27 protein-coding genes and 1 pseudogene are annotated in these 25,628 nt (G+C 58.5%); 15 read left to right on the top strand and 13 right to left on the bottom strand.

The genetic code is table 11. The features are described from left to right. Positions 1-3: 3 nt before the first annotated feature. The 4 genes from QLG10_RS11940 to QLG10_RS11925 all read right to left on the bottom strand — a co-directional run bounded on the left by QLG10_RS11940 (position 4) and on the right by QLG10_RS11925 (position 3,977). Positions 4-558 (bottom strand): cytochrome b/b6 domain-containing protein, encoded by a 555-nt coding sequence (locus tag QLG10_RS11940; protein ID WP_110751289.1) that lies wholly within the window; start codon positions 556-558, stop codon positions 4-6. A 54-nt stretch (positions 559-612) separates the two neighbouring features. After that, complete coding sequence (locus QLG10_RS11935) at positions 613-2,286, bottom strand: cation acetate symporter (RefSeq protein ID WP_188264040.1); 1,674 nt, start codon at positions 2,284-2,286, stop codon at positions 613-615. Beyond that, positions 2,283-2,597 (bottom strand): DUF485 domain-containing protein, encoded by a 315-nt coding sequence (locus QLG10_RS11930; RefSeq protein WP_110751285.1) that lies wholly within the window; start codon positions 2,595-2,597, stop codon positions 2,283-2,285. The genes QLG10_RS11935 and QLG10_RS11930 overlap by 4 nt, the downstream gene beginning before the upstream one ends. Positions 2,598-2,726: 129 nt before the next feature. Then, a complete protein-coding gene (locus QLG10_RS11925) occupies positions 2,727-3,977 on the bottom strand; it encodes an MFS transporter (protein WP_282487389.1) in 1,251 nt (416 codons plus the stop codon). A 217-nt stretch (positions 3,978-4,194) separates the two neighbouring features. Between QLG10_RS11925 and QLG10_RS11920 the strand changes: the two genes are divergently transcribed. Beyond that, positions 4,195-5,223, top strand: a complete 1,029-nt coding sequence (locus QLG10_RS11920) for a D-cysteine desulfhydrase family protein (RefSeq protein ID WP_282487388.1) — start codon at positions 4,195-4,197, stop codon at positions 5,221-5,223. Between the two features lie 218 nt (positions 5,224-5,441). Here the strand turns inward: QLG10_RS11920 and QLG10_RS11915 are convergent, their stop codons facing one another. After that, positions 5,442-5,903, bottom strand: a complete 462-nt coding sequence (locus QLG10_RS11915; RefSeq protein ID WP_282487387.1) for a hypothetical protein — start codon at positions 5,901-5,903, stop codon at positions 5,442-5,444. Positions 5,904-6,211: 308 nt separating this feature from the next. On the opposite strand from QLG10_RS11915, the gene QLG10_RS11910 reads away from it, so the two are divergent. From QLG10_RS11910 to QLG10_RS11880, 7 genes are all read left to right on the top strand, one after another. Beyond that, on the top strand, positions 6,212-6,892 hold the full coding sequence (locus QLG10_RS11910) for a DUF3313 domain-containing protein (protein WP_188264042.1): 681 nt from the start codon (positions 6,212-6,214) through the stop codon (positions 6,890-6,892). Between the two features lie 322 nt (positions 6,893-7,214). Continuing rightward, on the top strand, positions 7,215-8,030 hold the full coding sequence (locus QLG10_RS11905; protein WP_282487386.1) for a winged helix-turn-helix domain-containing protein: 816 nt from the start codon (positions 7,215-7,217) through the stop codon (positions 8,028-8,030). After that, entirely contained in the window at positions 8,027-8,509 is a 483-nt protein-coding gene (locus QLG10_RS11900; RefSeq protein ID WP_282487385.1) for a hypothetical protein, read from the top strand. Before QLG10_RS11905 ends, QLG10_RS11900 begins: the two co-directional genes overlap by 4 nt. Positions 8,510-8,618: 109 nt before the next feature. Beyond that, a complete protein-coding gene (locus tag QLG10_RS11895) occupies positions 8,619-8,879 on the top strand; it encodes a hypothetical protein (RefSeq protein WP_282487384.1) in 261 nt (86 codons plus the stop codon). 123 nt (positions 8,880-9,002) lie between these two features. Further along, positions 9,003-9,338, top strand: coding sequence for a hypothetical protein (locus QLG10_RS11890; protein WP_110751269.1), 336 nt, complete (start codon positions 9,003-9,005; stop codon positions 9,336-9,338). Continuing rightward, positions 9,335-10,153: a helix-turn-helix domain-containing protein gene (locus QLG10_RS11885; protein WP_282487382.1), complete on the top strand. Its 819-nt coding sequence runs from the start codon at positions 9,335-9,337 to the stop codon at positions 10,151-10,153. The genes QLG10_RS11890 and QLG10_RS11885 overlap by 4 nt, the downstream gene beginning before the upstream one ends. A 290-nt stretch (positions 10,154-10,443) precedes the next feature. Continuing rightward, complete coding sequence (locus QLG10_RS11880) at positions 10,444-10,944, top strand: porin family protein (protein WP_282487381.1); 501 nt, start codon at positions 10,444-10,446, stop codon at positions 10,942-10,944. 98 nt (positions 10,945-11,042) lie between these two features. Here the strand turns inward: QLG10_RS11880 and QLG10_RS11875 are convergent, their stop codons facing one another. Next, positions 11,043-11,381: a hypothetical protein gene (locus QLG10_RS11875; protein WP_110751263.1), complete on the bottom strand. Its 339-nt coding sequence runs from the start codon at positions 11,379-11,381 to the stop codon at positions 11,043-11,045. A 116-nt stretch (positions 11,382-11,497) separates the two neighbouring features. Then, positions 11,498-12,016 carry a helix-turn-helix domain-containing protein gene (locus QLG10_RS11870; protein WP_110751261.1) on the bottom strand — a complete coding sequence of 173 codons (519 nt, stop codon included), beginning with the start codon at positions 12,014-12,016 and terminating at the stop codon, positions 11,498-11,500. Positions 12,017-12,115: 99 nt separating this feature from the next. On the opposite strand from QLG10_RS11870, the gene QLG10_RS11865 reads away from it, so the two are divergent. Next, entirely contained in the window at positions 12,116-12,739 is a 624-nt protein-coding gene (locus tag QLG10_RS11865) for an isochorismatase family cysteine hydrolase (protein ID WP_110751259.1), read from the top strand. Between the two features lie 8 nt (positions 12,740-12,747). Beyond that, on the top strand, positions 12,748-14,313 hold the full coding sequence (locus tag QLG10_RS11860; protein WP_248677179.1) for an aldehyde dehydrogenase (NADP(+)): 1,566 nt from the start codon (positions 12,748-12,750) through the stop codon (positions 14,311-14,313). A gap of 7 nt (positions 14,314-14,320) precedes the next feature. On the opposite strand, the gene QLG10_RS11855 is transcribed toward QLG10_RS11860, so the two are convergent. Beyond that, positions 14,321-15,388: a GGDEF domain-containing protein gene (locus tag QLG10_RS11855; protein WP_110751465.1), complete on the bottom strand. Its 1,068-nt coding sequence runs from the start codon at positions 15,386-15,388 to the stop codon at positions 14,321-14,323. 349 nt (positions 15,389-15,737) lie between these two features. Between QLG10_RS11855 and QLG10_RS11850 the strand changes: the two genes are divergently transcribed. After that, entirely contained in the window at positions 15,738-17,363 is a 1,626-nt protein-coding gene (locus tag QLG10_RS11850) for a methyl-accepting chemotaxis protein (RefSeq protein ID WP_282487380.1), read from the top strand. A 254-nt stretch (positions 17,364-17,617) separates the two neighbouring features. Then, positions 17,618-17,704: pseudogene (locus QLG10_RS29620) on the top strand (helix-turn-helix domain-containing protein); the annotation flags it as partial. Between the two features lie 84 nt (positions 17,705-17,788). On the opposite strand, the gene QLG10_RS11845 reads toward QLG10_RS29620, so the two are convergent. Then, positions 17,789-17,986 (bottom strand): YbdD/YjiX family protein, encoded by a 198-nt coding sequence (locus tag QLG10_RS11845; protein WP_046042517.1) that lies wholly within the window; start codon positions 17,984-17,986, stop codon positions 17,789-17,791. Next, positions 17,976-20,045 carry a carbon starvation CstA family protein gene (locus QLG10_RS11840; protein ID WP_282487379.1) on the bottom strand — a complete coding sequence of 690 codons (2,070 nt, stop codon included), beginning with the start codon at positions 20,043-20,045 and terminating at the stop codon, positions 17,976-17,978. Before QLG10_RS11840 ends, QLG10_RS11845 begins: the two co-directional genes overlap by 11 nt. Before the next feature lie 386 nt (positions 20,046-20,431). Between QLG10_RS11840 and QLG10_RS11835 the strand changes: the two genes are divergently transcribed. The 3 genes from QLG10_RS11835 (at position 20,432) to QLG10_RS11825 (ending at position 22,933) form a co-directional block, all read left to right on the top strand. After that, positions 20,432-21,799, top strand: a complete 1,368-nt coding sequence (locus QLG10_RS11835; RefSeq protein ID WP_110751251.1) for a cache domain-containing protein — start codon at positions 20,432-20,434, stop codon at positions 21,797-21,799. A 28-nt stretch (positions 21,800-21,827) separates the two neighbouring features. Next, positions 21,828-22,460 (top strand): response regulator transcription factor, encoded by a 633-nt coding sequence (locus QLG10_RS11830; protein WP_020801265.1) that lies wholly within the window; start codon positions 21,828-21,830, stop codon positions 22,458-22,460. A gap of 110 nt (positions 22,461-22,570) precedes the next feature. Continuing rightward, positions 22,571-22,933, top strand: coding sequence for a hypothetical protein (locus QLG10_RS11825; RefSeq protein ID WP_282487378.1), 363 nt, complete (start codon positions 22,571-22,573; stop codon positions 22,931-22,933). A 71-nt stretch (positions 22,934-23,004) separates the two neighbouring features. Here QLG10_RS11825 and QLG10_RS11820 read toward each other — a convergent pair whose 3' ends face one another. The 3 genes from QLG10_RS11820 to QLG10_RS11810 form a co-directional block, all read right to left on the bottom strand. After that, a complete protein-coding gene (locus QLG10_RS11820) occupies positions 23,005-23,220 on the bottom strand; it encodes a TOBE domain-containing protein (RefSeq protein ID WP_007904463.1) in 216 nt (71 codons plus the stop codon). Positions 23,221-23,702: 482 nt separating this feature from the next. After that, on the bottom strand, positions 23,703-25,049 hold the full coding sequence (locus QLG10_RS11815; protein ID WP_282487377.1) for a glutamine synthetase family protein: 1,347 nt from the start codon (positions 25,047-25,049) through the stop codon (positions 23,703-23,705). Between the two features lie 23 nt (positions 25,050-25,072). After that, positions 25,073-25,627, bottom strand: a complete 555-nt coding sequence (locus tag QLG10_RS11810; protein ID WP_020800970.1) for an XRE family transcriptional regulator — start codon at positions 25,625-25,627, stop codon at positions 25,073-25,075. Position 25,628: the final 1 nt, after the last annotated feature.

The raw sequence follows: 25,628 nt of genomic DNA, 5'->3' as shown, positions 1-25,628 counted from the left end.
GACTCACAGCTCCACATGTTTGCCAAGCATCCGCTTGAGCGTGTTGTTCTTCAGGAGAAAGTGATTCTTCACCGCGCCGAACACATGCAATGCGAGCCCGGCGAGGAACGCCGAGGCGCCAATGTCAAACAACACATCGACCACATGCTTCAAGGTCGGGTTGGCCGGCAGGATGCTCGGAATCCACAACCCGCCGGGCAGTTCGACGACCTCGCCGGCAGCGGCCCGTGAAGCCCATACCGCGATCGGCAACAGCACCATCGCCAGGGCCAGCGACACCGCCACCGAGCGGCTGATGATCACTTCGATCGGGTTCGGCGTGCCTACCGGCAGCGGATGATAGGAGGTGATCCGCGCCCAGAACCGGTAGGACGAGACGAGGAACAGAATCAGCCCCAGCAGGTTTTGTACCCTGCCAAGCGCCAGTTGCTGCGCCTCGCTGGAGGCGTGGTCGTTCAACAGTTGCAGGCCGAAAATCGCCAGCAGCGAAAACGCCACGACCCAGTGCAGGGCAACGGTGATGGGTGAAAATCTCAGGCCATTGTCTCGTAGTTGCATGGCTGACTCCTTTTGCAGAATGCGCAGATCAGGAAAGGATGGACCGCGAAGGTCTTAGTGGTTGACCGCCTGCGCGGCGCCGAGCCCGGTCTGGGCGCGGATCAACTGATCATCGAAACGCTCGCGCTCGAGCACCGCGCCACGGCTGCGGTCAGTCACCGAGCCCAGCCAGGTGAACAGGAATGCCACGTTCATCGAGATGATCGCCGGGTAGTCATAGGGGAAGATCGCCTCGGCATTGCCCAGCACCTTGACCCACACCGCCGGCGAGAGAATGACCAGGCCCACCGCACTCACCAGCCCGGCGACACCGCCGATCAGCGCGCCCCGGGTGGTCAGCCCTTTCCAGTACATCGAGAGCACCAGGATCGGGAAGTTGACCGAGGCCGCCACGCCGAACGTCAGTGCAACCAGAAAGGCAATGTTCTGATCCTTGAACAGAATCCCCAGCACCACCGCGACGATGCCGATGCCCACCGAGGCAATGCGCGAAACGCGGCGTTCGTCCTTGGCTTCGGCCTTACCCTTCCTGACCACCATCACGTACAAGTCGTGGGAGATCGCTGATGTGCCCGCCATGGTCAGCCCCGACACCACCGCCAGGATCGTCGCGAACGCCACGGCGGAAATGAAGCCCAGCAACAGGTCGCCACCCACGGCTTTGGCCAGGTGCATCACCGGCATGTTACTGCCGCCGATCAGCTTGCCCGCCAGATTGCCGGACTCGTAGAAGGCCGGGTCTTGCCCGACGATCACGATGGCCGCCAGGCCCAGCACGCCCACGATCAGGTAGAAAAAGCCGATGAAGCCCGTGGCGACGAACACCGATTTGCGCGCCTGCCTGGCGTCCGGCACGGTGAAGAAGCGCATCAGGATATGCGGCAGCCCTGCGGTGCCAAATACCAGCCCAAGCGCCAATGAGATCAGCGACAGCGGGTCGGCCACCAGTTTGCTCGGCAGCAGGATCCGCTCGCCATCACGGTGCGCGGCCACGGCTTTTTCAAACAACAGGTCGAAGGAAAAGCCGAACTTGCTCAGCGCCAGGAATGCCAGCAGCGTCCCGCCCACCAGTAGCAAACCGGCCTTGATGATCTGCACCCAGGTGGTGGCGACCATGCCGCCGAAGGTGACGTAGACCGCCATCAACAGCCCCACGGCAACCACCGCATAGTTGTAGGGCAGTCCGAACAGCAGCTGGATCAACTGCCCTGCTCCCACCATCTGGACCACCAGGTAAAAGCACACCACCGTCAACGAACCGAAGGCTGTCATCGTGCGGATGCGGTTTTGATCGAGGCGGAACGAAGCGATATCGGAGATGGTGATGCGCCCCAGATTGCGGATGCGCTCGGCGAACAGAAACAACAGCAAGGGCCAGGCGACAAAGAAGCTGATCGAGTACAGCACGCCATCGAAGCCGTTGAAGAAGATCATGCTGGTGACCCCCAGCAACGCCGCCGCCGACATGTAGTCACCGGCCAGTGCCAGGCCGTTCTGGAAACCGCTGATGCCGCCACCGGCGGTGTAGAAATCATCCATGGATCGAGTTTTCGAGGCGGCCCAATACGTGATGCCCAGGGTGGTCACGACAAAGACCAGGAACATGCTGATGGCGGTGATGTTGATCGGTTGTTTTTCGACGCCCTGGATAATGTCACCGGCCATGGCGCGAGCCGCGAATACGCACAGCAGTACGGGAAGCATGAGGTTCATGAGGATGCGTTTCATACGATGGCCCCCGCGCGGATTTCTGCGCTCAGGTCATCGAATTCACCATTGGCGCGATGGATGTACAGCCCGGTGAACAACCAGGCCCCGACGATGAACACGGCACCTAAAGGCCAACCGATGCTGATGATGCTGGTCGCGGAAAGTTTCGTCGCCAGCAACTGGGGGGCGAAAGCGGCGACGAGGATGAACGAGAAGTACGGGACAAGGGTTGCCGCGGTCAGACTGGCGACGAACCTTCGCTGCCGCGAGACCAGCTCCTTGTACCGGGGATGGTTGCGGATTCTGGCTGATTCGGTTGCATGGTTCACGTTGACTCCGTGTAGCAGTGGTAGCGTTATTGTTGTTCCACAGCCTCAGATTCAGACTCGATCCGCCACTGGCTGCGGTATCTGTGCCCTTTAAACCTATGCCCGGCACATGATCATGTAAAATGATCATTAATGATCCGGTTGATCGCTTTTGGTGAATCTACTACTTTGGATTTCTGCGCCACTTCTCACCCAGCCATTGATTCCGGCGCACAACACCAGCAGCGCGGCGGTCACCAGGAACACGTGGTGCAACCCGAAATGGGCGCCGATCTGGCCACCGATCAGGGGCCCGATCACCTGCCCGGAGAACTGCGCCGATTGCAGATAGCCAAGGATTTTCCCGCTGTCGTGATCCTCCACCGATTGCCGGATCAGCTTGGCAATCGCCGGCAGCAGCCCGGCTATGGTCATGCCCATCAGGCCGCGCAACACTGCCAGTTGCCACCACTGCGTAACGAATGCCTGGGGCACCATGACGATTGCCGTCAACACCAGGCATCCGATGATCACATTCCAGCTGCCGACCCGATCGGCCAGTGCCCCCAGCCTGGCAGCGGTCAGAATGCTGCCCAGCGCTGAACAGGCCATTACCACGCCGGCAATCTGCGCCTGATCATCAAAGGCCACGCCCAGATGACCGATGTAGACAGTGATGATCGGCTCGATAGACATGTTGGCCAGCAGCACCATCATTGCCGTCATCAGCAGTGCGCCAATGATCGGCCATCGAGAACCGGCACCTTCGACCGGGATTTTTTTGGCGCGTCGGGCCCCGTCCGAACTACGATCGAACGACTCACGAATCAGCACGATGGTGGTGATCGCCGCCACGGCGATCATCGCGCCGCCAACAAAGAAAGTGCCACGGATACCTACCCACTGCGGGAGGAATCCACCTACCAGCGGCCCGATCAAATTGCCGGACAACGCCCCCGTCGACAGCACGCCCAGTGCCCAACCGGCCTTTTCCCGTGGCACCTGGGAACCGATCATCACGATCGAAGCCGAGGCATATCCGCCGATGAGCCCGGCGATCAGGCGCAGCGCCACCAGATCGGTAACGTCCCGCGCCAGCCCGATCAGCGACATCACGATCGCCATGCCGATGGCCGCGCGGACCAGCATCGGTTTACGCCCAAAACGATCAGCCAAGCGGCCCCAGAGCGGTGCAGTGATCGCCGTGCCAAAGAATGTCGCGCCGAACGCTACCGCGGACCACTGCACCACATCGGCCTGCTCAGTGACGCCCAGTTGCTGCACATAGAGCGGCAGGAACGGCAACAGCATGCTCAGGCTCACCAATGTGGTGAACGAGCCGAATACACAAACAGCCAGGTTGCGACGCCAATAGACAAGATTGCGCTCGGCATAATTCATGGGACCAGGTACTCCGCAGGCGAATGGGCAGACCTTATCTCGCGCGAAGATATCTCGTGAAACGATTTATCAAGATCGCTGGCATCTGTATCAGAGATGCAACCGTTCATTACATGGTGTATCAACTGTAATTCCTTGCCGGTGGTATATCTTCGAACCAGAGCTTTTTACAGTGGTCGATGGCGTTCAAATTCCTTCACTCCACGAGCGAACCTTCATGCCCCACGACTTGAATCATCTTGATGCCGCGCTGGCCGCCTACCCACGGGTGGCCCTGCTCGAAGGCCCGACGCCGATCCAGAAACTGTCCCGCTTGAGCGACTTGCCCGAACTCAATGGCTGTCAGCTCTACGTCAAGCGCGACGACCTGACCGGTCTTGGCGGCGGTGGCAACAAACTGCGCAAACTGGAGTTCCTGCTCGGCGAAGCCTTGGCCGAAGGCGCCGACACACTGGTGACCTGGGGCGGTTTGCAATCCAATCACGCACGACTGACCGCGGCCGTGGCGGCCCGTCATGGCCTCGCCTGCGAGCTGATCCTGACACCCTCGGCCGTGCGCACCGATGACGACTTTTGCCACAACGGCAATGTGCTGCTGGATGCCTTGTTTGGCGCGAAGGTCCATCGGCTGGCTCGGGGTGTCTTGCCCGATGCCTACGCGACGCAGTTGGTCGACACGCTCAAGGGCCAAGGCAAGAAGCCTTTTGTGATGCCCCTCGGCGGGTCCAGCCCTCGGGGCAGCCTGGGTTATGCCGCCTGCGCAGGCGAGATCCTGCGCCAGGCGCAGGCGCTGGGGGTGCATTTCGAGCACATCATCGTGCCCAATGGCAGCGCCGGCACGCACTCAGGTTTATTGGCCGGCGTCACCTTGGCTGGCGCCTCGACGCAAATCCTCGGCTACTCGGTGCTGGCGACGGAGGAACAGGCCGCGACCACGACCCTGGAAAAAGCCCGACAGGTCCTGCAGCTGCTTGACCGTTCCACGACGCTGGCCGACCACTCGATTCGCGTGGATGGCAGCCAACGCGGCGATGCCTATGGCGCGCCGACCGAAGCAATGCTCGAAGCGGTACGCCTGCTGGCGTCCCAGGAAGGCTTGCTCACCGATCCCGTCTACGGCGGCAAGGCTTTCGCCGGACTGCTCGCCGCGGTACGCCGGGGTGATTACCCGGCGGGGAGCAATCTGCTGTTTGTGATGACTGGCGGCATGCCGGGGCTGTTTGCCTACCGACGCGCCTTCGAGTGAGGGTTGCGTCGCAGGGTTTCGACATTCAGGTACAACCGTAAAAACCAGGTCGGCTGTCAGGCCGCCTTCGCGGGCAAGCCTCGCTCCTACAGGTTTTTCCCAAGTGACGCACCGCATGGACGAAACCATAAGTGGCCGTTATCGCAGCAATGGATACGCACGCAAAAAAACCTCCCCAGGAAAATCCCAGGGAGGTTATTGACCGATGCAACTCGCAATCAGCTCTTCGCCTTGCTCATCTGGGTAAACAATTCCGTAGGCACTTTCTTGCCATTGGAGATGAACTGGTTGGTGCGGAATTTGTAGACCTCGCCTTCGGAGAGGAAACCGTCGTTGTTGGTGTCCATGGCCTTGAACTCTTCGCCGCCCTGCGGGGCCACGGTCAGCAGTTCCTTGAGCGAAACGCGGCCGTCGTGGTCGGTGTCGGTACGGGCGAACGAAGCATCGCCGCACTTGCCTTCACCGCACTTGCCTTCGCCGGCCTTGGTCACTTTGGCGCCGGCTTCTTCAGCGCCACACTTGCCTTCGCCACACTTGCCTTCACTGGTTTTTTCCGCCGAGGCCAGTTGATACCCCTGAGGCAGCGCGTCGGCGGCAAAGGCGTTCGAAGCGAGGTTGAGGCTGCCGGCCAGTGCAACAGCGATCAGGCCAATACGGGATTTGTTCGACATACGGGACATGGTGATACTCCGGATACTGTGGGCGGCCGAGCCGCGTGGGTCATTGCCAAAAGGGCGATAAGCCGAGGTGCGAGGCGCGGTTGCTTTCTCGCTTAGGCAGGGCTATTTGACGGCAACCGTGTATCCGGGGTGTATCCGGTTGCAGGGGCATTTGTAAGCCAGTCTGCGTTCGAGGGGGCTGGATACACAGCGATACATAGGCCCCGCCAGCCACTCACGTTTGAGAGTTGTTGACGGTTATTGATTCGGATTATCCGGCCACGGCAGGCAATCTGATCGATAACTTTCATCACTTGAGAACAGAACACATGAACATGTCGAATGGATGGATTGCCGGTATTGCCTTGAGCTGCGTGTTTCAGGTCGGTTGTGTCTCCAAAGTGGCGCAGCCGAATCAATACTCCGGCTTCCTCCCCAATTACGAGGGGCTGCAAGAGCAGACTACGCCGAGTGAACAGAAGGTACTGCGCTGGATGGCGCCAGGGTTTGATCCACACGCCTACTCCACGGTGGTGTTCGAGCAGGTAGCGCTGTACCCGGCGCCGAAACCGACCGAGCGCGTCAACCTGAAAACTCTGCAAGACGTACAGACTGCAGCCAGCAATAGTGTCAAGTCTGCCTTGAGCCCCTACTACACCATTGTCTCAAAGGTGCCACGCGCACCGGCCGATTCACGGACGCTGATCCTGCAAGCGGCAATCACCCACGTCAGCGCCAACAACGAAGGCATGCATTGGTATGAAGCCGTACCGATCGCCGCCATTGTCGGGGCGACACAAGCTGCCACCGGCCATCGCGATCAGACCGCCGAACTGTACCTGGAAGCCGACCTGGTAGATGCCAGAACCGGTTTGCCGGTCGCCAAGGTGGTTCGCAAGGTGTTCGGTGAAACCGTGAAAAATGCCAGCCAGCCAATTGTCGCCAATGATTTCAAGGTTGCATTCAAGGACATGACGAACGACATGCAAGCACTGCTGTCAGGGCAGTAACAACTCGCTCGAAACCCCATTGCGACGTTGAATGGCCTGCCATCCACTGTCACGGGATTGCTATGCGATGCAATCGAGCATGGGGTTTCGCAATACCGTTTAACTCGCAGTAACAGACCTTCCAATACCCCTGCCTTGCATTTTTCGGATAGCGCAGATCGCGCGCTTCGAGCATCATCACCGCCCCCGATTGAGCCTCCGTGGATTACCCGCGCTTGCCCGCTCATTGCCGTTCACTCCCCGACAAGAACGCACTGCGTCAAATCCGGCCTGTCAAAACCGTCTCTATACTCAGCCCGAACCACCTGAACGGAGGATACCCATGCGCTACGCCTTCAAATTGAAAAACGGTGCCATGGCCCTTTTCGATCCAGATACCGCTTTGCTTACCATCACCACAACCCATGGAGAAGTTCAAAGCTCTACCATCGGTAGAGCCGAATCGCGTCTACTGGACCTGCTGCTGATGGACCCCGGCCAGACCAAAAGCCGCGAGGAAATCATCGATTACACCTGGAATGACCGCGTCGTCGCCTCCGGCAGTTTGAACCAGGCCGTTTTCTCTCTTAGAAACCTGCTCAATGACAGTCGAGATTACGAAATAGTGATGACGGTTCCGCGAAGAGGTTATTGCTTCAACCGTCTCTATGTAATGGATGCACAGGCCGAGCTGCCGACACCTTCAGATGCAGCGGAACCTGTGCCCGCCCTTGAAGCGTTGGCGCCACAAAAACAAGGGCCTCTGCCGGTGCCTGCAGAGAAAACCGGAACATCAACTTACATTACAAAATTCCAGTTGATCGGCTATGTCCTGACCTTGGGAGTGTGTGCCTACACCGGCTTCCACTCCGGCTTCGACACACCGAAAGTTGAAGTTTCCAGCGCAAAACACAATGAGCTGGCCATCCATGCCGTAGGCCACAGTGTTGCGGAGGCAGAGGAACTGAGGGATCTTTCGATCGCACAAGTCAAACAACTTTCGCTCAATTTAAAAGGCGACGTTTGGCTAAACCTGTTTAAATCCAACTATTCCGTTTCGTGCATTCGCCCAGACCTGAGCACTGCAAACCTGCAATTGAATAGTGAGCAAAAAGACCTTGCACTGATGATTCGGCAATGCTTGGAAGTCACCCTATGAAGTCAATGACACCTTCAACCGCACATTGGATAGTGCTTGCGATCATTAACGCCGCCTGTATTTTTTCCTTGTTGTACTCGCCTTCTTACTACATGGAAAATATCAGTTATCAAACCATAACCCGACAATGGCTGGAGGATTCGAATCAGCTCAACACTGAAGAGTATCTGACAATCGGCCACGGTCGGCTGACACAAACCACCCTGGAAAGCTTGAACGGAAAAATACGTAACGCGACTATTTCGGCGCAGGTTATCCGGGAAAGCAATCATCACGTCCAGATAAAAATCAATAACGTCAAACTGAGCCAGGACAACGAATTATTCGCCATCGAAAAAACTCCGGATCTGTTTTTCAGGCGTCAATTCATTCTTCAGGAAGGCACTATCCTAAACTACGAATTACTCCCTACCACCGACAAAAACAGCGTGTGTTTTTATGTGCATGATGTCGGCCGCCTGCGCTGCATGAATCACTGAGGCACCTCAGCAAATCACACCATAACAAAAATAATAATTAGTGATTTGAATCTAGCACCCTCCCCCCATCAAGATCCCGCCTTTATCGTGTTCGCGAGCCGTCAAATCAATGATGACCAAGATCCTGGCACTTCTATCTCTAGCTGCCTTACCTTTTCATTCAATGGCGCACAATGAATACGCCATCGGCAGCACGGAAATCGAGCTCTACGAAATAGAACTGAGCCCGAACGAAAAAATAAAGTTGAAACACTTGAAAATCCATTCTGAAAATGAGCGCAATGAAGGTGACAGCGCGGTTGATGACCCATTGCCTCCCTCACAAAACAATGACAACGAGAGCGATGAACTTTCGCTGACTCCCGTTTGAAAATATGAATTTTTGACTTCAACAAACATCGTCAGCACAGGACTATCCGAAGGCAAAGCCGTGACAGTGATACGGCAGACACACTGCTCTGCCTGAAAAATCATCAACAAGGAAAGCACCTCAATGCTGCTTAAAAACCTCGCAAGCGTATCCTTTGGTGTATTGCTTTCTCTCAAGGCCTGGGCCGACGACAAGGAACACTACAAGGCCGACCTGACGCGCATTGAAAGCAACGAAAACAAGCTGATCGAAGAACAATCAAGCTACAAGATTTGTACCGAATATCGCGTGGATGATTTCTTTGCCTTTAATGCCTCAGCCCTTGGCCCGTCAAACCAGTCAGCCATCTTTGGCTCGAAAATAGCGCCGTGCAAACTTCAGAGCCTGGTGGAGTTATCCACGAGCGACACGTACGTTTTTGCTGCGGCACTGGAGCTCATGCGGGAGTCCTCGACGTGACGAGCATCGCCCCCTCAAAGCACGAATCACGCAAGCGTGCGGATAAACTCATGCAGGATTGCAGGCGCCAATGCAGTCGAACGCACTTTGATTCAGCTGTCACGCTGATCGGTTTTGTGCCTCATGACTGTGTCACCTTGGCCATATCCCAATCTACGATTAGTCGGCCCACTGTCAACAACCGTGAATTGCGGCCTAACGAAATAATCGTGTTGTACAGCGGCGAGTTTGTACGCTACACCTGCGAGCCACATGAAACCTTGTTTACCCTGACCACAAATGTAGAACATTACCAACAGTGCGTCGCAAACCATTCATTGATCGATGTCCTGGCAAACCGACAGGCATACCGCTTCCAGGTTGCCAATTTCAAATTAGTGCAATCCGCCATTGACGTTTTCAATGCTTACTTGACCTCCCCCCATGAATCTCCGTTGAAACAGCGCAACCGCCATGAACACTCATTTAATGAAGATGCATTGCTGGTTGCCCTGATACGAGCCCTGACACCCGTTGGCCGTTGCGCACTAAGGCCCCCGACCAGAAGGAAGATCGCGACAGAGGCAATTGAGTACATTCATCAAAACCCAAACAAGCCATTGAACATGAAGGTGCTGGTAAAACAACTGCAAACCACCACTCGCAGCCTGCATCATGGTTTCGTTGAAACATTCGGCACTTCGCCGATCGCCTACATCAGAAACCTGAGACTCGCCCATGTCCGCCGAGACTTGATCCGCAACACCTGGCCTACAGTTACCGAAACAGCAATGCATTGGAATTTTCATCATCTGAGCCGATTTTCCAAGGCGTAGCAGGACGCTTATGGCGAGACGCCCTCAGAAACGTCCAGGCGTAACCGAACAATGCTGGCAGCGCCAAAAAATAACAATCAATGATTTTTAACTTACTCACTGAGTGGCCAGGATGGCTTCGGTCTACTCAAGGGGATAAGCATGCGCTATCGATTAAGTACGCTGCCACTCAAACAGAAAATCATCCTGTGCCTTGCCGCTTATTTATGTGGCGTCGCGTTGGCCTGGATGATTGACGCCTATTAACGCCGTGCATCACCACCCATAACCCGTATAAGGACCCACCTCACATGCTACTTCGAAATCTTGGCTTCGTATCGCTGCTTTCGTTACTGTCTTTTCAGGCGCTCGCCGATGACAAAGGTTTATACCTGGGCGCCGGCGTCAGCAATATTGAAACCGACAAAACCCATTTGAGCGATGACGACTCCAGCTACAAGGTTTTCGCAGGTTATCGTCTCAACAGCTATCTGGCCTTTGAGGGCGCCTTCGTGGATCTCGGCCAGTTCGAGGACAAGGAACTTGATTTTGACGGTAAATCCGTCCAGGCCAGTGCCCATGTTGGCTTTCCGGTAGGAGATCGGGTGCGTATCTTCGGCAGTGTCGGTGCACATGCCTGGGATGCGGACGGCAATGCTGCCGACGATGATACGGGCGTCGATCTGACCTACGGTGCCGGCGTTGAATGCGATGTATTTCGCAATATCGGTATCCGCGCGGAATATGAAGTACTGGAAGTCGGCAACATCAACCTGAATCAAACTACGGCCTCTGCTTTCGTTCTCTTCTAACACCCACTTCAATTGAGCGGCCATGTGGGTCGCTCAACCTTAATGTCATCGAAGGTATTGGCTTCCCACTACTGGTCGTGCCCACGCCACGGGGCTTTTCAAAGGCACTCCTGGGCCGCACGTTCGAGTCGTGATGGCCCGAATGTCGAGGCCAGCAACGTGCGTTCGTACAGGAACACCTTGCCGCCGTTCGAGACCTTGTACGCCTCGAGCACATCGTCGGCGGCGACTTTGCTCGAAACGACGATTCGATAGCTGCGCTGGGTTTGCGAGATCGTCGCGCTCAGCGCGTTTTCCTGCAGTTTCGGCAAGACACAGTGGGCGTAATCCGCCGGTGCCTTTTTCGTTTGCAGCGTCAGCGTCGGGTCATTGGGGGCCGAGGCGCACCCCGACAGCAGCAAGGGGGCGATCAGCGCCAGTCGAGTCAACATCTTCATCACAGGGTTCCACAAGCGTTTTCAATGCACGCCATGTTCCTTGTTTGCCGGCCACAACAGAACTTGTGATGGATGATGATCACTATCAGTGCAACGAATAGTAAAAGACGTCGCCTTTACTCTGCGGATTTGGCCACCGGCTTGCGCTTGAAGGCCTCGCGTCGTTCCTGGCGTTCCAGGGCATAGGCTGCACTCGGCTCGCTGACCAGCTCGTCGCGCCGCAACAATTCACCGCAATGCTCGCACAGCGGCCCCAGCCCGGCAGGCTGCCCGCAACGCTGGTGGGTGTAGCGCACGGCCAAGCCCTCCTGTGGCGACTTGCACCAGGTTTCACCCCAGGCACGTAATGCCAGGACCACGGAATAAAACGCCTGCCCCTTCGCAGTGAGGTGGTACTCGTAGCGTGGTGGCCGCTCGCTGTAGGCGCGGCGTTCGACCATTTCGTCAGCCTCCAGGCTCTTCAGGCGAGCCGCGACCATCTGCGGGGTACCGCCCGTCTGCGCCTGGATCTCATCGTAGCGATGATTGCGCATGAACAACTCGCGCAACACCAGCACGGTCCAGCGATCGCCGACGACGTCCTCGGCCCGGGCAATCGGACACAAGGTTTCAGGACTAGTCTTTTTTAGCGCCATACGGGCTTGCCTCTTTCCAAGTAACTATGATTATCATATCAACACGCTGCCAAAGCAAGCCAATGGCATCGCTCAGCCCATTTCACTGGAGCACTCATCATGTCCAACACGCCTTACCCGCTGGCTCGAACCGCCTACCTGCTGGTCGATCCCTACAACGATTTTCTGTCTGAAGGCGGCAAGATCTTCCCCCTGCTCGAACCGATCGCGCGGCAAGTCGGCCTGCTCGACAATCTGCGCACACTCGACCGAACGGTCCGCGCCCTCGACATTCCGGTGTTCATCGTACCGCACCGGCGCTGGGAACAAGGTGACTACGAGAACTGGGACCACCCAAGTCCTACTCAATGCAAGATCCAGCACATGCACCATTTCGCGCGCGGCGAATGGGGTGGTGAATGGCATCCTGATTTCGCGCCCCAGCCAGGCGATATCGTCGTCCAGGAGCATTGGGGATCGAGCGGCTTTGCCAACACCGACCTGGATTTTCGCCTGAAGCAGAAAGGCATCACCCACGTGATCATCGTCGGCCTGCTGGCCAATACCTGTATCGAGGCCACCGCCCGTTACGCTCAGGAACTGGGCTACCACGTCACCCTGGTGCGCGACGCCACCGCCGCTTTCAAACCGGAAATGATGCACGCCGCCCATGAATTGAATGGCCCGACCTTCGCCCATTCGATTGTGACGACCGAGCAACTGATCGCCACCCTCAAGCCGTGAGCACGCCCATGAAACTGACTGGAAACCTGTTACTCGGCGCCAACGAAGTCCCCGCCAGCGCGGGGACGATGAAAGCGCTCAACCCTGCCACCCATCAACTGATCGAGCCGAATTTCGCCTTCGGTGGCGCAGTCGAAGTGGACAGGGCCGCAAACCTTGCCGACGCCGCCTTTGACCACTACAGCCATACCTCGCTCGCCGAGCGTGCGGCATTGCTGGAGCGCATCGCCGACAATCTTGATGTGGTCGCCCAGCCGCTTGCGGCACGGGCCGCGCTGGAAACCGGCCTGCCCGAAGCGCAGCTGCTGGGTGAAGCGGCCAAGGCCGCCACCCAGTTCCGCCAATTCGCCGAAGTGGTGCGCAGGGGCCGCTTCCTCCAGGTGGCCATTGATCCGGCCCAACCCGAGCGCCAGCCACGCCCGCGCATGGATCATCGCCTGCAAAGTATCGCCCTCGGCCCGGTGGCGGTGTTTGGCGCAAGCAATTTCCCCATCAGCTATTCGGTGGCCGGAGGCGACACCGCCGCGGCGTTGGCGGCGGGCGCGACGGTGATCGTCAAGGCCCACAACGCACACCCGGGTGCCTCGGAAATCCAGGCACGGGCCATCTGCCAGGCGGTGCAAGACAGTGGCCTGCCTGAAGGCGTGTTCTCGATGGTGCGCGGCGCCGGCAACGCGATCGGCGAAGCCCTGGTCGATCACCCGTTGATCAAGGCGGTGACCTTCACCGGCTCCGAACAAGGCGGCATGGCGTTGTATCGCCGGGCGCAACTACGCCCTGAGCCGATCCCGGTGTTCACCGAGATGGCCAGCGTCAACCCCACGTTCATCCTGCCCCAGGCACTGGCCGAGCGTGGTGCACAGATCGGCGACGGTTTTGTCGAGCGCATGCTGGTCAACGTCGGGCAAGCGTGCCTAAAACCGGCGATCCTGATTGCCATCGCAGGGCCCGGATTCGAACCCTTGCGCGCTGCCATGATCGATCGTGTGGGGATGGCACCGGCACGTCCGATGCTGACGCCTGGCATCCACGGGTCTTACTTGAACGGTCTTGACAAGCTGCAAGGCGCCGGTGCCACGCCTGTCGCCGAAGGCTCGCCCGCTACGGGGGCGCTTGATGGCCAGGCCGCCTTGCTTGAGGTTGACGGCCAGCGTTTTCTTAGCGAAACGGCCCTGGCCCAGGAGGTATTCGGCCCGGCAGCCCTGCTGGTGAAGGTCGAGGATGAGGCGCAAATGTTCGCGGTCGCCCGTGCCCTTCGCGGTCAGCTCAGTGCCGCCATGCACCTTGAAGAGGAGGACCTGGGACTGGCCCGTCGCTTGCTGCCGATCCTGGAACGGCGCACCGGACGGATTGTCGTCAATGCCTTCGCCCACCCGCAGGAGGTGTCTTTCGCCAGCGTGCACGGCGGCCCCTTCCCGGCCTCGTCGGACAGCCGTTTTACCTCGGTGGGCATGACCTCCATCGAGCGCTTCCTTCGGCCGGTGTGCTATCAGGGCTTCCCCGATGCGCTGCTGCCGGAGGCACTGCGCGACGGCAATCCGCTTGGTGTGCCGCGCAGCGTCGAGGGTCGATAATCCAGCTCTAAGGCTGCGATACCGCGCTGTCCCGCAGGGCATGCACCTGGTTGCGTCCGTTGCGTTTCGCCTGGTACAGCCCGTCATCGGCGCGTGTCAGCAGGGTTTCCAGGTTGTCACCGGTCTGTGCGAGGGCCACACCGAAGGATGCGGTCACGGTGTCCAGCACGGTGTCGGTGCCACGCGCCTTGATGCGCAAGGACTGGACCTTCAGGCGCAGGTGCTCGGCGAAGGCGCAGGCACTGCCCAGGTCGGCGCAATCGGGCAGGACCACGCAGAACTCTTCGCCACCGTAGCGCGCGGCGAAAGCAGTGGCTGGCAACGCGCCGCGCAGCACCTGGGCGACATGCTGCAGGACTCGGTCGCCCAGCGGGTGACCGTACTGATCATTGAATTGCTTGAAGTGGTCGATATCCAGGATCACCAGGGCCACCCCGCCGGAAGCCTTGCCCAGCGCCTGCTCCAGCAGGCGGGTGAACGCCGTGCGGTTGAGCAGTTCGGTCAAGCCATCGAGGGTCGCGGCCAGTTGCGCGCGTTGCAGTTTGTCGCGCAGGGTCTTGATTTCATCCTGCGCCGAGTGCAGTTGCGCGAGGAAGTGCTCCTGCTGGCTCTGCATCAAACGGGTGCTCTGCTGCAGCTCGCTCAAGATACCCGGCAGGCGGTCGCTGGCCGGTTCGTCGAGCAGCTCCAGGCACTGCCCAAGACGGTTCTGGAACGTGAGACTGCCCTGCACGCTGCGCGAGACGTCGCGCTCCATGCCATCGACCAGGTTGATGACCTGATGCTGCTCTGCGCGGGCATCCTCGAGCTCATCACGAATGATGTACTGGCGGAACAGCCGGGTCGCAGCCTCTGGCGGGCAACCGTCGAAGTCTCTGACCACCCGGTCCAGGTGGCGAATGAGTTCCGGGTCCTGACCCTTGCTGTAGGTGTACCAGAGTGCGTAGTGCACGGGATTGGGCGGGATGTTATGGCGAACCATCAGGGGCACGGCCTGCTTGAGCAGGACCGCCGCCTCGCGGGAGTCTTCCGGATACAGCGCTAGGATATTCGCACGCGTTTCTGATGAGCTCATGTCGTCACTGTGGTCGTTTATCATTGGCGTTTCGGACTGTGCGCTGAGCATACCGATACGCCTGAAAAACGGCTATCCCGGTTTGCCTGCAATCCCGGTTTTGTTGCGATCAGCAGCCGCACACCACGGTCCCTCACAGGCCAGTGTTCCCGGTTACCCGCAAGCTGCCTGTGTGAAAAATCCTTCGGCGCGCTCTGTCAGATCGCTCTAATTCGTCAATTCCTGCCGGTAACACCGTGCTTTTCCTGGCTGCCCCAGCACACGATATCAATGTGCCATGTGCACAGGATGGAGCATAACGCTCAACTTCAATTGCTGACTGGACAAGTCGACTGAGGAATACCGGATTATGGAAAGCTGGAAAATCAGGACTCACCTTCTACTGCTGACTACCGCTTTATTACTGGGATTATTGTGCGTCGGCGGCCTTGGACTCCTGGGCATGCAATCGGCGGTGCGCAGCCTGGAAACCGTCTATCTCGATCGAGTCGTGCCCTTGCGGGACCTGAAGAAAATCGCCGACCTGTATGCAGTGAACATCGTTGATGCCACCCACAAGGCACGTAATGGCAACTTTACCAAAACGGACTCGCTGAGCCGGATCGATCAGGCACAGAAAGAAATCGATCTGACGTGGCAAGCCTACAAATCGACGCAACTGATTGCCGCAGAAACCCGCCTGATCGCGCAGATCGATCCACTGATGGCCGCCACCCGCGGTCCGTTGCAAAGTTTGCTGGGCATTCTGCGCCAGAACGACGACGTGGGTCTGGCGCGTTTCTCGATCGAGCAGTTGTACCCGCTGTTCGACCCCTTGTCGGACAAGTTTGCCGAATTGATCGAGGTTCAACTGCTGGAAGCCAGGAACCAGTTTGAGCAAAACCATATCGCCTACACCGCCAATCTCCGGCTCTGCTTGTTGATTCTCCTGTTGGCGACGCTGGCCGGCGCGGCCTATTCATGGTTCTTTTCCAGACAGCTGGGCCTGCAGCTCGGCGCCGAACCTGCTGAGCTGGCCGCTATCAGCTCGAACATCGCCCATGGAAAACTGGCTCGCACCCAGGATGATCGGCAGGAACCTTCAACCGGTGTCTTGCATTCCGTCCAGGCGATGCGTCATAGCTTGAGCGACATGATCGGCAAGATTGGCCAGGCCTCCGAACAGATCGAAGTGGCCACGCTACAACTGTCCGCGTCCTCGGAACAGGGTCTGAGCAGTGCCGCCCTGCAAAGTGAAACTGCTTCATCGATGGCCGCCACGGTGGAAGAGCTTTCCGTGAGTATCAATCACATCGCCGACAATGCCTGCCAGGCCCAGAGCACCGCGCACAAAGCCGGTGAAATCACCGACGAAGGCATGGCGGTGATGCATGCGTCTATCGAGGAAATGCAACAGATTGCCGATCTGGTGGCCCAGAGTTCGGTGGACATCGATCAACTGGCGATTCAGTCGAACAATATCAGTCTGATTGTCAGTGTGATTCGCGGCATTGCCGAGCAGACCAATCTCCTCGCCCTCAATGCCGCCATCGAAGCGGCACGCGCCGGTGAACAGGGTCGCGGCTTCGCCGTGGTCGCCGATGAGGTGCGCAGCCTTGCCGCGCGCACCGCCCAGTCCACTACGGAAATCGTGACCTTGGTCAATGCCATACAAAACGGCATGGTCAAAGCGAAGGACAGCATGGCTGCCGGTTGTGAGCGTGTGACCCAAGGCCAGAAACTGGTCGCAAGCGCCGGGCAATCCATGGGGCGGATCAAGGGGGCGCTGGATGAATCCATTGCAGCCGTGAGCTTCATTTCCCTGTCATTGCAGGAACAGCGCGCAGCGAGTGATCAGGTCGCCAGCAATGTGGAAAAAGTCGCGCAAAGCGTGGAAGAGAATGCAACGGCCCAGGGCGCAATCGTGCGAACGACCCAGGAGCTCAAGGCGATGTCCGAAAGACTGGGGACTATGTTGCAGCGGTTCAGTCTGTAGCTGACGCTCACCTGAGTTGTGTTGTGTTGTGTTGTGTTGTGTTGTGTTGGCCGAGTACATATCCATTGCTGCGGTAACGGCCACCTATGGTTTCGCCCTTACGGCGACTCCCTTTTTCAAACGCCGGAGTGCCGGCCCAGCAAAAAGGAAGCAAAAGGCTTTGCCGGTATGACTCACCCACATAGGTAACAAAACAGTTCAAGCACATAGGTAACAGTTTTTAACTGGCACTGGTCGATTCCGAGGATTTGACCATGCCGTGGCGAGAGCTCAAACCTATGGACCTGAAAGTGATGTTCATTGCCGACTATCTGTCCGGTCGACTTAATTTCAGCCACCTTCGCGAGCAAGCTCCCACATCTGAACTGAACACGCGAAATCCCAAGTAAAAAACCCGGCTGGTTAGGCCGGGTTTTTTCATTCATTCAACAACACTTCGGTCCGGCCTTGCTGCCGTAGCGAGCCTCCTGGCGTTCCCGAAAGAACGCCTCATAGTCCATCACCGGCTTGTCCGGGTGCTTGTTTTGCATGTGCTCGACGTAGTTGTCGTAATCGGGCATGCCCACCATCAGGCGCGCGGCCTGACCGAGGTATTTGCCCAGGCGACTCAGGTCATTGAACATGATCAGGCATCGGCAGCGCGTGGAACGGTGCTTCCTTGTCCGTACGTTCCTTGGTGCCCCAGGCGGCGACACCGACCTTGAGTGCGAAGAACAGGATGCTGAACACGACGAACAGGAACAGCGCGGTCAACGTGGCGTTGGTGTAGGCGTTGAAGATCACGTGCTGCATCTGGTCAATGCTCTTGGCCGGGGCCAGCACCTGACCATTGGCCAACGCATCGCTGTACTTCTTCGCCAGGGCCAGGAAGCCGATGGCCGGGTTGGCGTCGAACAACTTGATGAAGCCGGCGGTGGTGGTGCAGATCAGCAACCACACGGCGGGCAGCAAGGTGACCCAAACGTAGCGCTGGCGTTTCATCTTGATCAGCACCACGGTGCCGAGCATCAGCGCGATACCGGCCAGCATCTGGTTGGAAATGCCGAACAGCGGCCACAAGGTGTTGATGCCGCCCAGCGGATCGATCACGCCCTGGTACAGCAGGTAGCCCCACATGGCCACGCAGCCGGCGGTGGCGATCAGGTTGGCGGTCCAGGACTCGGTGCGCTTGAGCGATGGCACGAAGGAGCCGAGCAAATCCTGAAGCATGAAACGCCCGGCGCGAGTACCGGCGTCCACCGCGGTCAGGATGAACAGCGCTTCGAACAGGATCGCGAAGTGGTACCAGAACGCCATGGTGTTTTCACCCGGCAGCACGTGGTGCAGGATCTGCGCGATACCCACGGCCAGGGTCGGCGCACCGCCGGCACGGGCCAGGATGGTGGTTTCACCGATGTCCTTGGCCACCGCTTGCAGGGCTTCGGGAGTAATCGCAAAGCCCCAGCTGCTGACGGTCTGAGCAACCGAAACCGCATCGGAACCCACAATGGCCGCAGGGCTGTTCATGGCGAAGTACACGCCCGGATCGATCACCGAGGCAGCCACCATGGCCATGATCGCCACGAAGGATTCCATCAGCATGCCGCCGTAACCGATATACCGGGCATGACCTTCACTGGCGAGCAATTTTGGCGTGGTGCCAGAAGCGATCAGCGAGTGGAAACCCGATACCGCGCCACAGGCGATGGTGATGAACAGGAACGGGAACATACCGCCCTTCCACACCGGTCCCGTGCCATCGACGAATTGGGTCAGTGCCGGCATTCTCAGCTCGGGCATGGTCACCAGGATACCGATGGCCAAGGCGACGATGGTGCCGATTTTCAGGAACGTGGAGAGGTAATCACGGGGTGCCAGGATCAGCCAGACCGGCAGAACGGCAGCCACGAAACCGTAACCGATCAGCATCCAGGTGATCTGCACGCCGGTGAAGGTAAAGGCCTTGGCCCACACCGGGTCAGCGGCAATCTGCCCGCCCAGCCAGATCGAACCCAGCAGCAGTAACACGCCGATGATCGAGATTTCCCCGATGCGCCCTGGACGGATGTAGCGCATGTAGATGCCCATGAACATCGCGATCGGGATGGTCGCCATCACCGTGAACATGCCCCACGGGCTCTCGGCCAGGGCCTTGACCACGATCAGCGCCAGCACCGCGAGGATGATGATCATGATCAGGAAGCAGCCGAACAGCGCAATGGTCCCGGGGATGCGGCCCATTTCTTCGCGGACCATGTCGCCCAGCGAACGACCATTACGGCGGGTGGACATGAACAGGACCATGAAGTCCTGCACGGCACCGGCCAGCACCACGCCGGCAATCAGCCACAGCGTGCCAGGCAGGTAGCCCATCTGCGCCGCCAATACCGGACCGACCAGCGGTCCCGCGCCGGCGATGGCCGCGAAGTGGTGACCGAAGAGTACATGCTTGTTGGTCGGCACGAAGTCCAGACCATCGTTGTTGAGCACAGCGGGCGTGGCGCGATTGGGGTCCAGTTGCATCACTTTGTTGGCGATGAACAGGCCGTAGTAGCGGTATGCAACGAGGTAGATGGCGACGGCTGCAACGACGATCCACAGGGCGTTGATCGCTTCGCCGCGGCGCAGGGCCACGACACTCAGCGCAATCGCTCCCAGGACAGCCACGGCAAACCAGGCGAGGTGTTTAGCCAGACGGGGCATAGAGGGTCTCCTGCCGACAGCTCGTGACTGCGGCGGTAATTTTTATAATTGTGTCCGCTGTGCGGAGCTGGGCCAATATCCGCGCATGTCGTCCACAAATAAATCCGCGTTACTACGTACGCGCCGTCTACGTAGTTCTACGTAGAACACACTGATCTGCTATTGAAAATTCGGCCCCTTGTGGGAGCGAGCCTGCTCGCGAAAGCGATCCGTCAGACGACATGGATGTTGAATGACCGATTGTTTTCGCGAGCAGGCTCGCTCCCACAGGGGATTGCGTTTCAATGGGCGGGCATCCCCGCCATCAGTCATTCCGTCCAGCAACGCTACAGTCCTGGGGTATCTTTGGCATATGATGCCGGCCCCTCGCGCGGGCAGGAGCAACCATGCAGCTCAAACACAAGATCGTCGCCCTCGGCATTTTGCCGCTGGTGCTGGCCATTGCGGTCATTTGCGCACTGGTGATTTCCCTCAATCGCCAGCTGGGTGATCAACAGGCGCAGCTGATCGAAGACAGCATCCTGATGAGCAAGCGCGCGGAACTGAAAAACTACGTCGAAATGGCGAAAAGCCTGATCGAGCCGCTGTACGACAATGGCCAGGGTGACGCACGCGCCCAGCAACAGGTGCTGGAGGAACTGCGCAAGCTCAGCTTTGGCATCAATGGCTATTTCTTCGTCTACGACCATGAAGGTCGCAGCCTGATGCACGCGCGCCAGTCGGAGCTGGTGGGCAAATACCTGTGGGACATGAAAGACCCACACGGCCTGCCGGTGATCCAGGCGCTGCTCAAGAGTGCGCAATCGGGCGAAGGTTTCCAACGCTACGCCTGGAACAAACCCTCCTCCGGCCAGGTGACCGACAAACTGGCCTACGTGGTCATGCTCGATCGCTGGGGCTGGATGCTCGGTACAGGCATTTACCTTGAAGATGTCGAGCGCGCCACCCAGCAAGCCCGAGCCGAAGTGGCCCAGGGCATCCGCAAGACCATGATGGCGATTGCGGTGGTTGCGCTGGTGGCAGTGCTGTTTGTCTTCGCCACCGGCATGACCCTCAATGTCAGCGAACATCGCTTGGCGGACAAGAAACTGCAGCGCCTGACCCAGCGGATTGTCAGCCTGCAGGAGGAGGAGCGCTCGAGGGTGTCCCGCGAGCTGCACGACGGCATCAGCCAGGTGCTGGTCTCGATCAAGTTTCAGTTCGAACTCGCCAGCCACTTGCTGGAAAGCGGGCAAACCCACGACAAGGGCTTGGGCGCGTTGAGGGATGCCACCGCGCGCCTGGGTGATGCGATCGGCGAAGTGCGCAGCCTCTCCCACGACTTGCGCTCATCGTTGCTCGATACCCTCGGCCTGTCGGCGGCAATCGGTCAACTGGCCGCTGAGTTCGAACAGCGTAGCGGCCTTACCGTGACCTATGACGACAATGAGTTCGACTGCCAACTGGTCGACGGCGCAGCAGTCTCGTTGTTTCGCATCGTCCAGGAAGGCCTGACCAATATCGAGCGCCACGCCCGGGCCAGGCACGTATCCATTACGCTGCGCGGCTGCGAACAATCGGTGCGGCTGACGGTGGTCGACGACGGAGTTGGTTTCAACGTCGCCCAGGTCGAACGTCGCCACGTCGGCATTGGCTTGCGTAATATTCGTGAACGCGTCGAACATTTTGGTGGCCGCTTCGAACTGATCTCGACGCCCGGACGCAGTGAGCTGGATGTTCTGCTACCGATGAAGCTGCCCGCCAGCAAACGCTGATGCCCCAAAATCAAGAGTGAAGCCTGCAATGAACCTGCCCTCCCCGATCCGCGTCGCCTTGGTCGACGATCACGCCCTGGTCCGCGACGGAATAAAGGCGCTGCTGTCCGTCATGGCCCCCCTGGAAGTGGTGGGCGAAGCCGAAAGTGGCGCCGAGGCCATCGAGATGGTCGGGCGCTGCCAGCCCGACCTGCTGCTGGTCGACATCAGCCTGCCGGACATCAACGGCCTGGAACTGACCCGCGTGCTGCGCAGCCAGTACCCGTCGCTAAAGGTATTGGTGCTGAGCATGTACGACAACTATGAGTACGTGAGTGAATCACTGCGCTCGGGCGCCAGCGGCTACGTGTTGAAAAATGCCCCATCACGGGAAATCATCGCGGCCATCGAAGCCATCTCCAGCGGGGGGACCTTCTACAGCGCCGACATCGCCCAGCGACTGATCGCTGACAAAAACACCGACAACGAACTGACCCCCCGTGAAAGCCAGGTTTTGTCGAAGATGGCGCAAGGGCTGAACAACAAGGAAATGGCGCGGGAACTGGATATCAGCGTGCGCACGGTGGAGACGCACCGCTTGAGCATTCGGCGCAAGCTCAACATCGACAAACCGGCGGCGCTGGTCAAATACGCGATCGATCACGGACTTATTTCGCGTTAACGATCATTGACTGCGTCAATAGTCACCATTAACTCAATGAAGTTCTCTTAAAAACTCCACGGCGTAACATCAGCTCCATACCAACCAACAACACCCCGGAGCACACGATCATGAAACGCCAAACCCTCCTCAGCATCGCTTTCTCGCTTTTCGTAGTTAACGCTTTTGCCGCTACCTCTGTTCAGCCTGTCGTGGCTGAAGGTGGCTCGGATCGTCTGATTGAAAGCCGGGTGGCCGAGGGTGGTTCGGATCGCTTGATCGAGAATCGTGTGGCCGCCGATGGTTCGGATCGTTTGCAAGGCAACACCGTCGCCGCCGATGGCTCTGACCGCCTGCAAGGCAACACCGTCGCCGCCGATGGCTCCGACCGCCTGCAAGGCAACACCGTCGCTGCCGATGGCTCGGATCGCCTGCAAGGCAACACTGTCGCCGCCGATGGCTCTGACCGCCTGCAAGGCAACACCGTCGCCTGAACCCATCGCTTCACCGCACCCACAAAAAGCCCGGCCTGATCAGCCGGGCTTTTTTATGCCTGCACCTGGGCTCACAACTTGGCAATCGACACTTCGGTGGATTTCACGAAGGCAATCACTTCACTCCCCACCTTCAATTCAAGGTCGCGCACCGAACGAGTGGTAATCACCGAGGTGACGATGCCCGATGCCGTTTGCACGTCGATTTCCGAGACCACTTCGCCTTCCAGTATTTCCTTGATGACGCCCTTGAACTGATTGCGGACGTTGATCGCTTTGATGGTCATGTTGAGGCTTCCTGTCTGGTGTCTTGCCCTTGTGAATGAAGGGGCAGGCCTCCAAGGTGCACTGGCTTCGAATGATTTAAAAGGAATATATAATTATCTATTTATATCCTTTATGAATATCAATCTCACCCAACGCCTGGACTGAACCGGATTGACTCTGTAGGAGCGAGCATGCTCGCGAGAAACCAGAGAGCACCGCGGGGCATCAGGTTTCCCGCGTCATCGTTGACGTCCATCGTCGGAACGCCGCCCGGACCATACTCGCTCCTACAATGACACCAAATTTCAGGCAAAAAAAATCCCGGGCAGCTGATGGACGCCCGGGACTTAAAAATGCATAAACCGTGGTGGTGAACGCGGGGCGGATATTACGCAATGTTTCGCCCTGTAACAAGATATTTTGATTAACCGTATAGTTACTAAAATCTCTAACCTGTTAAATATCCAGATATTTTTTACGGTTAACCTCGAAACAACCTTAACTACAGGAACCAGCGATACTCCCGTGCACTGATGTCGTTCAGGAACGCCAGGTGGTCCTGGCGCTTGTTCTCGCAGTACACATCGACGAATTCCGCGCCCAAACCTTCTCGCAGTTTTTGATGGCCTTGCATGGCTCGCACGGCCTCGAGCATTTCCAGCGGAAAGTCGATGCCGCTGTTGCGGTCGTCGTTGAGTGGGGCGATCGGCTCGCGCTCCTGTTCAAGGCCTTGTTCCAGGCCCACCAGGATCGCGGCGAGCACCAGATACGGGTTGGCATCGGCGCCAGCGAGGCGATGTTCGACCCGCAGGTTCCTGGCGTCAGACTCCGGCACCCGCAGGCATGCGTCTCGATCCTCGAAACCCCAACTGGCGCGCGAGGCGACGTTCACCGTGGCGCTCAAGCGGCGCATCGCGTTGTGGTTTGGCGCGAAAATCGGCATGCAGTGCGGCAACACATCCAGGCAACCGGCCACCGCATGGCGCAACGCGCGTTGCCCGTTCGCCGCCAGCAGGTTGTTGCCGGCCTTGTCGTAAAGGCTCACGTGCACATGCATGCCGCTGCCGGGGTGCTGCAGGTAAGGCTTGGCCATGAAACTGGCGCGGTAGTTGTGCTTGAGTGCCACGCCTCGCGTGCTGCGGCAGAACAACGCAGCCCAGTCGGCAGCGCGCAGACCATCGTCCAGATGACCGAAATTGATCTCGAACTGACCGGGGCCCAATTCGGCGGTGATCACCGTGGCATCGATGCCTTGTGCACGTGCGGTCTCGACCATTTCGTCGAGCACCGGGGCAAATCGCGAGAGGCGTTCGATGTGCATGTTCGGCTGATCGTCCGCATCGCCGGTCAGCGGGTCGCGAGCAAACTGCGGCAAGCCATCGCGCAACTGACTGTCGAACAGGTAGAACTCCAGCTCAAACGCCACCACCGGAAAAATGCCTTTGCGGCCAAGCCGCGCCAACACCTGCGCCAGGACTTCACGGGGTTCGAACACGATCGGTTTTTCCGTGCCATCGGAGGTGATCAGCATCTGCCCCAGCGGTTGCTTCTCCCAACTCACCAACTTGAGCGTGCCCGGTACCAGGCGACGCAGCGCGTCCGGATCGCCATCGTTGAAGCAGTAGTCGCCAATCTTGAACAGCCCGCCCTGGGTGCCGAGTAACACGCAGTTTTGCGGCAACTTGAGGGCGCTGCCAGCGGCGACTTTTTCGAGCATTTCAATCGGGTAGCGCTTGCCGTAGAAATGCCCCGGAATGTCCAGGGATATCAGGTCGACGAAGCGCACATCGGGGTAGCGCTGGCGAAACCCACGCACTTCGGCCAACAGATCAGAGCACACAGCATCCATCGTTTTGTTCCTTGTTGTTTTTATCAGGTGTAGACCCAAAGTACGCGGGTCATTTGGTCTGAGAGGTTGCCGTAGCGGCAGTGGGCATGACTGGCCAGTTGAAAACTGTCGCCAGCGTGCAGGGTCACCGGTTCGTTCTGGTCGAGCCACAGGGTCAGTTCCCCTTCCAGCACATAGCCGCCCTGCTCCGAGCTGTCCTTCATGTGCCGGTCGCCGCTGCTGGCACCGGGCTCCAGCTGGCTTTCGAGCATGGAAAAGGACGCACGCATCTTTGGCGAGACCATGATGTCGGTGATGCCATCGGCGTAATACAACGTGCGGCGCTCATCCGGCCGGGTCACCCACGGCAGGGCCATGGGTTTGGGCAGGCTATAGAAATAGGTGGTCGGCACGCCGAGGGTCTCGCTGATGGCGGTCAGGTCCGCCACCGTCGGGCGGGACAAGCCGCGTTCGACCTGGGATAGAAAACCCACGGAGCGTCCGATCTTGTCGGCCAGATCCTTCAAGGTGTACTTCTTGTGCTTGCGCAGGTCCTGGATCAGGATCGCCAACGCCGAAATCTCTTCTTGCATGTCCATC

The organism is Pseudomonas sp. V98_8, assembly GCF_029967975.1.
Lineage (GTDB): Bacteria > Pseudomonadota > Gammaproteobacteria > Pseudomonadales > Pseudomonadaceae > Aquipseudomonas > Aquipseudomonas umsongensis.
Note: the sequence above shows the minus strand (reverse complement) of the source record. Positions and strands in the feature narration are given on the sequence as shown.